Below are 10,022 nucleotides of genomic sequence, written 5' to 3'. Positions count from 1 at the left end.
TTTGGGTACGCTTTACATAATTGCTTTGTTCATCCATAATGATACTTTTTTGTGTATCGCTATTTCAGGACGTGACATATCTATATAAAGGAATTTACTCGGCAGAAACATCAACTGTAGTCTGCTCTGCAATTTTCTTATAAGTACCGTTTAAAAGTTTTTCACGAATCGCTTCATAAGCGCTAAGTGTAATATTAATATCCTCCATTGTGTGGGTAGCGGTAGGAATCATCCTTAAAAGGATAATACCTTTAGGAATTACAGGATACACAACAATAGAAAGGAAAATACCATAGTTTTCACGCAGGTCATTTACCATTACCATTGCCTCCGGGATACTACCTTCAAGGTAAACCGGAGTTACACAGGTGTTAGTATCACCAATATTAAATCCACGCTCTTTAAGTCCGTTTTGAAGTGCATTTACATTCTCCCAAAGTTTATCTTTAAGCTGAGGGGTAGTTCTAAGCAGGTCCAAACGTTTTAACGCACCTTTTACTAAAATCATTGGTAACGACTTAGCAAACATTTGCGAACGTAAGTTATATTTAAGGAAATCAATTACATCTTTATCGGCAGCAACAAAAGCACCAATACTTGCCATAGATTTAGCAAAAGTAGAGAAGTAAACATCAATACCATCCTGACATTCCTGCTCTTCACCTGCTCCGGCACCTGTTTTACCAAGTGTACCAAAACCGTGTGCATCATCTACCAACAATCTAAAGTTATATTTCTCTTTTAAGGCAACTATTTCTTTTAGTTTACCCTGCTGACCTCTCATACCAAAAACACCTTCGGTAATTACAAGAATACCTCCACCGGTGGTTTCAGCCATATTTGTAGCACGCTCAAGGTTTTTCTCTAAGCTTTCTACGTCATTGTGCTTATAAGTAAAGCGTTTACCCATGTGAAGGCGAACACCATCTATAATACATGCGTGAGAATCTACATCATATACAATAACATCATTTTTAGAAACAAGGGCATCAATAATAGACACCATACCCTGATAACCGAAATTTAAAAGGTAAGCCGACTCTTTTTGTACAAAAGCAGCAAGTTCCTGCTCTAATTGCTCGTGTACAGAGGTATGCCCAGACATCATTCTTGCTCCCATAGGGTAAGCAGCACCATACTCAGCCGCAGCTTCTGCATCTGTTTTTCTTACTTCTGGGTGGTTTCCAAGTCCAAGGTAATCGTTTATGCTCCAGTTAATAACTTCCTTACCGTGAAACATCATCCTGTTTGCCAAAGGACCTTCCAGTTTAGGGAATACATAATAACCTTCAGCCTGAGAAGCCCATTTACCTAAAGGGCCCTTATTTTTTTGTATTCTGTCAAATAAATCTTTTACCATGTCTTGAGAATTTGTGTTTTAAAAAACGCGTCAAAAGTAATTATTATATTTTTCCCGTCATAATTATTTTCAACAATACATGTAACAAATATACGGGTATTGCTACTTATATTTCAAACTTCATTATATATTTGAAGCTCACAAATCATTTATAACCAAAAACAATCAATTATTATGGACGCACAAAAAGTTGACATGTTCATCATGACTAGCGGAAAATTCTTTCAGGGACAACACCTTAACTACATTCGCGAAAGTCTTTTAAATGCAGATGAGTCTAAATGGACTATGATTCAGTCGTTAGATTTTAAAGACCCTACAACAACCTTAATCATATCACTACTTGCCGGTTCTCTGGGTATAGATCGTTTTTTTATTGGCGATACAGGCTTAGGAATAGGTAAACTTATTACCTGTGGTGGTTTGGGTATTTGGGCAATTGTAGACTGGTTCCTTATTATGGATGCTACACGTCAGAAAAACATGGAAAAACTACAGGCTATTCTGTAAAACATGACAAGAAATAAGCTATACCTGATTGTTTTTTTAGGACTTATTGCCGGATACAGTTGGCTAACATGGTCGCTCTTAGATCATAAAAGCCATACAAACGAAATCACAGTATGTTTCTTTAAAAACACAACAGGTATAGCCTGTCCTTCCTGCGGGAGCACCCGTAGCTTAATAGCCATAACAAAATGTAATTTTAGCCAAGCCTTTTTACTTAATCCTTTTGGCTACATTATCATAACCGCATTATTGGTTTTGCCTATATGGCTACTGTTTGATATTACCACAAAAAGCAACTCACTACACAAAGCTTATATTCAGTTTGAAAAAACCATAAAAACAAAGTGGATTGCTATCCTTCTTATCATACTAACTCTAGCCAACTGGGCTTGGAATATATATAAAGGATTATGAATGCATCCAAAATACAACAGGAAACTATACATCCAAATGAATACGAACAGGCATCAAACAGTTACCTTACCGCTATTGTTGCCGTTATAGCAGGATTACCGTTACCCATAGTTAACCTTATAGCTGCTATAATATTTTACTTTGGGAAGTCTAAATCATCCTACTTTATACGCTGGCATTCTATACAGGCCATATTAGCACAACTTATACTTGTACCTTTTAACAGTATAGCATGGGCATGGACAGTCGCTATGTTTTTTAGGTTAGGCAATTTTGTAGAACATCCTCAAAACCGCGACAGTAGCATTTGGCCTTATGTGATTTATATTTTTATTATTGTCCTTTTTAATATCTTTGAATTCTTCGCTGTGCTTATCACAGCCGGAAAAGTGCGTAATGGCGAAAATGTTCGCTGGTTTTTAATAGCCGGCATTACCGATCGCCTCTGTTCAAAAGAAAAAAGAGACATTTATAATATATAACACATGAAACTTGTTTTCGCTTCAAACAACAAGAACAAAATACAGGAAATAAAACATCAGCTACCGGAAGATATCGAGCTGCTAAGCCTTGAAGACATAGGTTGCACTGAAGACATCCCCGAAACAGCCGATACCATTGAAGGCAACGCCATATTAAAGGCCGATTATGTAACCCAAAAATACGGGTACAACTGTTTTGCAGATGACACCGGGCTTGAGGTAGAGGCTTTAAACGGCGAACCTGGAGTGTATTCGGCACGATATGCCGGAGAACAAAAGGATGCTAACGACAACATGGACAAGCTACTTTTAAACCTTAAAGACAAAAGTAACCGTAACGCCATGTTTAAAACCGTGATTACCCTTAACCTTAACGGAGAGCAACATTTATTTACCGGAATTGTAAATGGTGTAATAACTACAAATAAGGCAGGAGACAAAGGTTTTGGCTACGATCCTATATTCAAACCGGAAGGTTTAGACCTCACTTTTGCTCAAATTTCTATGGACGAAAAAGCCAAACTTAGCCATCGTGGCAGGGCTGTACAGCAGCTCATTGCTTTCCTAAAAAAGTAACTCCTTGATTTTCAATTTATTTAATTAAAACAATTCTGTTAAAGCTATTAGTTTATCTCGCTAATAAACAGTACCTTTGCAGCTATTTTAAAAATATATATGAATAAATTTGAACAATTAGGATTGAATGAATCGCTGCTGAGGGCGATAAACGATCTAGGATTTGAAAGTCCGTCGGAGGTACAGGAAAAGGCGATTCCCCTATTATTGGAAAAAGACACAGACATCGTCGCGTTAGCGCAAACAGGTACAGGTAAAACTGCTGCTTTTGGTTTCCCGCTAATTCAGAAGATAGATGCCGAAAATAAAAATACTCAGGCTTTAATATTATCTCCAACACGTGAACTTTGCCTGCAAATCACTAACGAGATAAAATTATACTCTAAATACGTTAAAGGGTTAAACACTGTTGCTGTATATGGCGGTGCCAGTATTACAGAACAGGCTAAGGAAATTAGGAGAGGTGCGCAAATTATTGTAGCAACCCCGGGTAGAATGCAGGACATGATTAATCGTGGCCTTGTAAACATATCTAAAATTGATTACTGTGTACTTGATGAAGCAGACGAAATGCTTAACATGGGATTCTATGATGATATCGTTTCTATTCTTTCTACATCTCCTACAGACAAAAGCACTTGGCTTTTCTCGGCTACTATGCCACAGGAAGTAGCACGTATTGCACGTGAGTTTATGAGAAAACCACTTGAAATTACAGTAGGTCACAAAAACTCAGGTTCATCTACAGTATCACACGAATTTTACCTTGTAAATGCCCGTGATCGCTATGAGGCGCTAAAACGTCTTGCAGATGCTAACCCAGATATTTTCTCGGTAGTATTCTGTCGTACAAAAAGAGATACTCAGGCAGTAGCCGAAAAACTTATTGAAAACGGATATAACGCTGCTGCACTTCACGGAGACCTTTCTCAGGCTCAGCGTGACGCGGTAATGAAATCATTTAGAAACAGGCAAATACAAATGCTTGTTGCTACTGATGTAGCTGCAAGGGGGATTGACGTAGACAATGTAACTCACGTTATCAACTACCAGTTACCGGATGATATAGAAACCTACAACCACCGTAGTGGTCGTACAGGGCGTGCAGGTAAACTGGGCACATCTATCGTTATTATCACTAAAAGCGAACTTCGAAAGATATCGGCTATCGAAAGAACTATCAAACAGAAGTTTGAAGAAAAATCTATCCCGTCAGGTATCGAGATTTGCGAAATACAGTTATTCCACTTAGCAAACAGAATTAAAGATGTTGAGATAGACCACGAAATAGACCCTTACCTTCCTGCTATTTATGAGGTAATGAAAGACCTTAGTAAAGAGGAACTTATCAAAAAAATGGTATCGGTAGAGTTTAACAGGTTTATCAACTATTATAAAAAGAATAAAGATCTATCTACTCAAAAAGGTGGTGATAATCGTGACTTTACCCCAACAGGAGGTGCGGTTCGTTACTTTATCAACATAGGTTCACGTGACGATTTCGACTGGATGAGCCTTAAAGATTTCCTTCGTGACACACTAGGTTTAGGTCGTGACGATATCTTTAAAGTGGATGTAAAAGAAGGTTTCTCTTTCTTTAATACAGAAGCTGAACATGCAGAAACGGTTCTTGATACCTTTAACAGCATGCACCTTGAAGGTCGTAAGATAAATGTTGAGATCTCTAAAAATGATGGTGGCGGAAGACGCAGAGACCACAACGGAAGAAACAGTGGCGGCGGAAGCGGAGGCTTTAAACGTAACTCACCTAGAGGTGGCGGAGACGGAAGAGACAGCAGAAACTCAAGAAGAGACGGGTCTTCTCCTAGAAGAAAAGACGGCAAAAGCGCTCCAAGAGACAGAAAGCCGAGAAGAAGCAATTAATTTTTTTTAATATAATTGTATACTAACTACAAAATATCACGTTTGTTTATTACTTTTACTTTACTAAAGCAAACAATGAGATATTTTGTAGTTATTTTATTTTTATTACTATCGTTCCCTTCTTTCGCACAAACCGAGAAGCAGGAAGACACTACCAGTGTAAGTGGTACAATAGTAAACGAGAGCAACCTGTTACCTATTGAGAACGCAACCGTTATCAATATTAATACTGTTAAAGGTACCGTGACCGATAAGCAAGGTCATTTTAACATAGCTGCAAAAACCAACGACACACTACACATTACCCTTATAGGCTACCAGCCTATTAAAGTACGTGTTACAAACGACTGGATTAAAAATACAACCTCAACAAAAATACCGCTAACAGAAAAGGCTTACGCACTGGAAGAGGTGGTTATTAACCAACACAACCTTACCGGATACTTACAGGTAGACTCTAAGCTTGTACCTGTTAAACAAAACTACCGTTACAGTATATCAGGACTTAATTATGGCTATGAGGGCGGACACACCTCTCCTAACGCTTTTAAGAAAATTATAAACTCTGTCTTCAACCCTGCCGACCTGCTTCATAACATTTTTGGTAAAAAACCTAATGAGATGAAAAGACTTAAGCAAATGAAAAAAGATGATACTGTAAGGAATTTGCTTGCTTCAAAATTTGACAGGGAAACACTGGCTGCTCTTTTAGGGGTTACCAAAGAAGATATTTCTGAAATACTGGAACAATGCAACTATTCTGAAGAGTTTATACGAACAGCAAACGATCTCCAGATAATGGATGCTATTAGCGGCTGTTATGAAGAATATAAGGCTATTAACAGGAAATAATACTATTCCTGCTCCAGGTATTTTTGAGTAATGAAATCGATATCCTTTATTGATTTCCTGCTCCAGTCAATCCTTTTATCCAGTATCTCATCATCGGTAAGCCTCCAGTTAATATCAGACTTTCTCAACCTGTTAGTTATATCCTGAATTACAATTGCTGCCGAAGACGATATATTAAGGCTTTCGGTAAAACCTACCATAGGGATTTTTAAAAACCCGTCAGCCTTCTGCATTACCTCTTCAGAGAGTCCGTTTTTCTCAGTACCAAAAAATATGGCAGCAGGCTGTGTAATATCAAACTCATCCAGCATGCACGAGTTTTCATGAGGTGTAGTAGCTATAATCCTGTACCCTTTAGCTTTTAAGCTATCAACACACTCGGTTGCCGAAGCATATCGTTTAACATCTACCCATTTTTGTGCGCCAAGAGCAATTTCCTTATCTATACGCTTACCATACTTCTCTTCTATCACATTTAATTCCTGCACACCAAAAACCTCACAGGTACGCATTACCGCACTGGTATTATGTAATTGAAAAACATCTTCAATGGCAACCGTAAAATGTTTGGTACGGGTTTGCAATATATTTAAAAATGTTTCTTTACGGTTTTCAGTAATAAACTCTTCTAAGTAATTAAGATATTGGATATCTGAGGTATTTTTCATTATTTAAGCTAAATGTTAAAAATCTTTTAGTATTTTAGAAGTGCCAAATCCAAGAAATTATATATGACACAGGAAGAATTACTCGAGCAAATCTACAAAAAAGACAGCAAAGCATTCACGCTATTGTATGACATGTATTCCAAAAGCCTTTTTGGAGTGATATTCAACCTTTTAAAAGATAAAGAAGAATCAGAAGATGTTTTACAGGAAGTTTTTGTAAAAATCTGGAAAAATATCGATTCTTACAATGAAAGTAAAGGCCGCTTTTTTACCTGGATTCTTAATATAGCACGTAACGCAGCTATAGATAAATTAAGATCTAAGGGACATAATAACAGTTTAAAAAACCTCTCTGTCGACAATTTCGTAAATATTTTAGACCACAATACTTCGGTAAGCAATAAAATTGACGCCATAGGTATTCGTGAGTTTGTAAAGAAACTAAAACCGGTGTGTGTACGCATTATCGACCTGCTTTTCTTTAGGGGATACACCCAACAGGAAGCATCGGAAGAACTTGCCATACCACTGGGCACAGTGAAAACGCAAAACAGAAATTGTATTAGAGATTTAAGAACTATATTAGAGGTATAATGAACACAGAGTATATTGAATCAGGAATTTTGGAACTGTATGTCTTTGGGTTACTTTCGGAAGAAGAAAACCTGAAGGTTAAAGAGATGGCAGACAGCAATAAGGATGTAAAAGCAGAGATACTGTCTATAGAAAAAGCCGTTATTGACCTTTCATACAGTGTATCGCCCTATCTATCGGCAGAGGTGTATAATAAAATACGCCAACAGCTTATTGAGAAACACGAAGGTGTTGTACAAATGCCACGCAAAAGCACAACAGGTTCTTACCTTGGGTGGGCTGCTGCTGTTATACTGTTATTCGGACTTGGTTTCCAATATTACCAGTACAATCAGGCTACAGAGGAAGTTCAGGCTACAAGAACAGAACGTGATAAGTTTGAGCAGATGCTTGCCAATGTAAGCGACGAGAACACACAAAACGAAAAGGCACTTGCCATTATTCGGGACAAAAACAACAATGTGGTTTCTCTTGCCGGGCAAACAGTTGCCCCGGAAGCTTATGCTAAAGTATATTTAAACAACGAAGACAATAAAATTTATGTGGATATAGCCGGTTTACCGGAACCTCCTAAAGACAAAGTATACCAGGTTTGGGCACTTAAACTGAAGCCTCAGCTTGACCCAACAAGTATTGGTGTTCTTGACGACAGTCAGAGAACTGAAAACAAAGGTATATTTGCTGTAGAGAACTTTGAAGGAGCCGAGGCGTTTGGTATTACACTTGAGCCTGCCGGTGGTAGCCCTTCACCTACTCTTGAACAATTATATACTTTAGGGGAAGTAAAATCATAAATGAAAAAAAAACTTGTTGTACTATCGGGTGCCGGTGTTAGTGCCGAAAGCGGAATAAAAACGTTTCGTGATGCAGGCGGCCTTTGGGAGGGTCATAATGTAATGGAAGTGGCTTCTCCCGAAGGCTGGCGCAAAAACCCTGCACTGGTACTCGATTTTTACAACAAACGTCGCCAACAGCTTTTTGAGGTTACACCTAACAAGGCTCACAACATAATTGTTGAGCTTGAAAACCATTTTGATGTTACCGTTATTACCCAAAATGTAGATGACCTGCACGAACGTGCCGGAAGCACCAATGTTTTACACCTGCATGGCGAACTCCTAAAAGCCCGCAGCGTTAACAACCATTATGACATTATTGAATGGACTACAGATATTTATGAAGGCGACCTGCATACCGACGGGCATCAGCTACGCCCCCATATTGTATGGTTTGGAGAGGCAGTTCCTGCCATAGAACCTGCAATAAAAATTATGGAAAAAGCCGATTACCTCATTGTAATAGGCACCTCGCTACAGGTTTATCCCGCAGCCGGATTAATTGATTTTGCAAAGCCCCATGTTACCATTTATTATGTTGACCCCAACCCTACCCAAATTCCCAATTTAAGGAATAAACTTGAAATATTTTCGGTTTTGGGATCGGAAGGTATGGAAATGGTGAAAGAGAGATTATTATCCTTTTAGTATAAAACAAAAAACAAAGGGGCTGTCTTAAAAAGATAGCCTCTTTTTGTTTTATATAAAATATTGGATTTTCTTCATATCTGATTTTGGGTATTTTCACTACCTATTTTTAGACTCACAAACAATTTTTCGTCATGAATAGGAGTTAATAAAAAAGAATAATCCTACAATATAATTATCTTAAACTTTTTCATACTTTTGTTCAAAACCACACTTTTCATTATAAAAACACATTAAGCTTTATGCTTTAACTGTATTATTTAGCCTGAAAAGATTTTAAAATTTGGAGACCATCGAACAACTTGAAAAACTAGACAATAACCTAAAAATCAAATAATTAACACAAAATGAAATTAAAATTAATACTTATAACACTTTTATTGACAGGTTCAATAGTAAAAGTTTTTGGACAAGAACGTGTAAATAGAGAAAAACTAAATTTTGAAACGACATCTGATACTCTCATAAAAGCAACTGGATGGGCTTATAACTCTACACTAGGAGAATGGATAGATTATGAAAATGTTATTTCAGACGATAAGGATTATAAGGACAAATACGAAAGTTTGCAAGGGGCTTATATGAAGTCTAAAACAAGCCAAAACTTTCAAAAAGTGCAAACAAAAACAGTTACTTATAAAGGAACAACATATTATGTATTGATTGTAAACAAATGGAATGGAAGATTCGAATATCCTTCTATCCGAGAAGATTGGTATGAATATGAACAAACTTTTGGATATATTTTTACCAAACAAGAATATCAAAAGTTATTAAAAATTGAGAATCTTATAGAACTTAAAACAAAATATATGGTAAGTATGGGTTCTAAATATCAAAAATATGACGAACAAAAATTTCTTGATTTAATTCAAACAGAAATATCAACAGAGAAAAGAAAATATTCAACTGAATACACTTTTCCTGTTATGAAATCAACAGAAGGTACTATTAGGTTTTATTTGCCAGCTAGTTTTTCAACTCAGTCAAATAATATCTTTGAAAAAAAATACTTTGAAACAGATTTTGAAAACTTCTCAAAAATAATAATAAAATAACCTACCCATAAAAAACTTACCCAAGATTTGGTATATGAGAGATTTAAAGTTGTTTTGTTCTTAATAAAAAGTTCACAGCTTAAATCTCTTGTAACGCATAATGTTGGTTATAAAAAATGTAGGGGCTGTCTCATTTTTGA

Annotated in this window: 12 protein-coding genes; 10 read left to right on the top strand and 2 right to left on the bottom strand. The window is 36.9% G+C overall.

The genetic code is table 11. The features are described 5' to 3' along the window. Window positions 1-94: 94 nt before the first annotated feature. A complete protein-coding gene (locus V3Z67_RS09895) occupies window positions 95-1,360 on the bottom strand; it encodes an aminotransferase class I/II-fold pyridoxal phosphate-dependent enzyme (RefSeq protein WP_330443148.1) in 1,266 nt (421 codons plus the stop codon). 174 nt (window positions 1,361-1,534) lie between these two features. Here V3Z67_RS09895 and V3Z67_RS09890 point away from each other — a divergent pair, with 174 nt between their 5' ends. The 6 genes from V3Z67_RS09890 to V3Z67_RS09865 all read left to right on the top strand — a co-directional run bounded on the left by V3Z67_RS09890 (window position 1,535) and on the right by V3Z67_RS09865 (window position 6,078). Further along, on the top strand, window positions 1,535-1,870 hold the full coding sequence (locus V3Z67_RS09890) for a TM2 domain-containing protein (protein ID WP_330443147.1): 336 nt from the start codon (window positions 1,535-1,537) through the stop codon (window positions 1,868-1,870). Between the two features lie 3 nt (window positions 1,871-1,873). Next, complete coding sequence (locus V3Z67_RS09885) at window positions 1,874-2,284, top strand: DUF2752 domain-containing protein (RefSeq protein WP_330443146.1); 411 nt, start codon at window positions 1,874-1,876, stop codon at window positions 2,282-2,284. Next, the gene (locus tag V3Z67_RS09880) at window positions 2,281-2,766 is read left to right on the top strand and encodes a DUF4870 domain-containing protein (RefSeq protein ID WP_330443145.1); all 486 of its coding nucleotides are present in this window, start codon (window positions 2,281-2,283) and stop codon (window positions 2,764-2,766) included. The genes V3Z67_RS09885 and V3Z67_RS09880 overlap by 4 nt, the downstream gene beginning before the upstream one ends. Window positions 2,767-2,769: 3 nt before the next feature. Further along, window positions 2,770-3,342, top strand: a complete 573-nt coding sequence (locus tag V3Z67_RS09875) for a non-canonical purine NTP diphosphatase (protein WP_330443144.1) — start codon at window positions 2,770-2,772, stop codon at window positions 3,340-3,342. 99 nt (window positions 3,343-3,441) lie between these two features. Beyond that, window positions 3,442-5,226 carry a DEAD/DEAH box helicase gene (locus tag V3Z67_RS09870; protein ID WP_330443143.1) on the top strand — a complete coding sequence of 595 codons (1,785 nt, stop codon included), beginning with the start codon at window positions 3,442-3,444 and terminating at the stop codon, window positions 5,224-5,226. 75 nt (window positions 5,227-5,301) lie between these two features. Then, entirely contained in the window at window positions 5,302-6,078 is a 777-nt protein-coding gene (locus tag V3Z67_RS09865) for a carboxypeptidase-like regulatory domain-containing protein (RefSeq protein WP_330443142.1), read from the top strand. Between the two features lie 2 nt (window positions 6,079-6,080). Here the strand turns inward: V3Z67_RS09865 and V3Z67_RS09860 are convergent, their stop codons facing one another. Continuing rightward, a complete protein-coding gene (locus V3Z67_RS09860) occupies window positions 6,081-6,746 on the bottom strand; it encodes a TrmH family RNA methyltransferase (protein WP_330443141.1) in 666 nt (221 codons plus the stop codon). Between the two features lie 63 nt (window positions 6,747-6,809). Here V3Z67_RS09860 and V3Z67_RS09855 point away from each other — a divergent pair, with 63 nt between their 5' ends. The 4 genes from V3Z67_RS09855 (at window position 6,810) to V3Z67_RS09840 (ending at window position 9,882) form a co-directional block, all read left to right on the top strand. Then, window positions 6,810-7,340, top strand: a complete 531-nt coding sequence (locus V3Z67_RS09855; RefSeq protein ID WP_330443140.1) for an RNA polymerase sigma factor — start codon at window positions 6,810-6,812, stop codon at window positions 7,338-7,340. Further along, a complete protein-coding gene (locus tag V3Z67_RS09850) occupies window positions 7,340-8,134 on the top strand; it encodes an anti-sigma factor (protein ID WP_330443139.1) in 795 nt (264 codons plus the stop codon). Before V3Z67_RS09855 ends, V3Z67_RS09850 begins: the two co-directional genes overlap by 1 nt. Then, on the top strand, window positions 8,135-8,824 hold the full coding sequence (locus V3Z67_RS09845) for an SIR2 family NAD-dependent protein deacylase (protein ID WP_330443138.1): 690 nt from the start codon (window positions 8,135-8,137) through the stop codon (window positions 8,822-8,824). A 347-nt stretch (window positions 8,825-9,171) separates the two neighbouring features. Further along, the gene (locus V3Z67_RS09840) at window positions 9,172-9,882 is read left to right on the top strand and encodes a hypothetical protein (RefSeq protein WP_330443137.1); all 711 of its coding nucleotides are present in this window, start codon (window positions 9,172-9,174) and stop codon (window positions 9,880-9,882) included. Window positions 9,883-10,022 lie beyond the last annotated feature (140 nt).

It is taken from the genome of Flavobacterium sp. C4GT6 (assembly GCF_036347315.1).
Classification (GTDB): Bacteria; Bacteroidota; Bacteroidia; order Flavobacteriales; family Flavobacteriaceae; genus Flavobacterium.
This window is presented reverse-complemented; position numbering and strand designations above follow the sequence as displayed.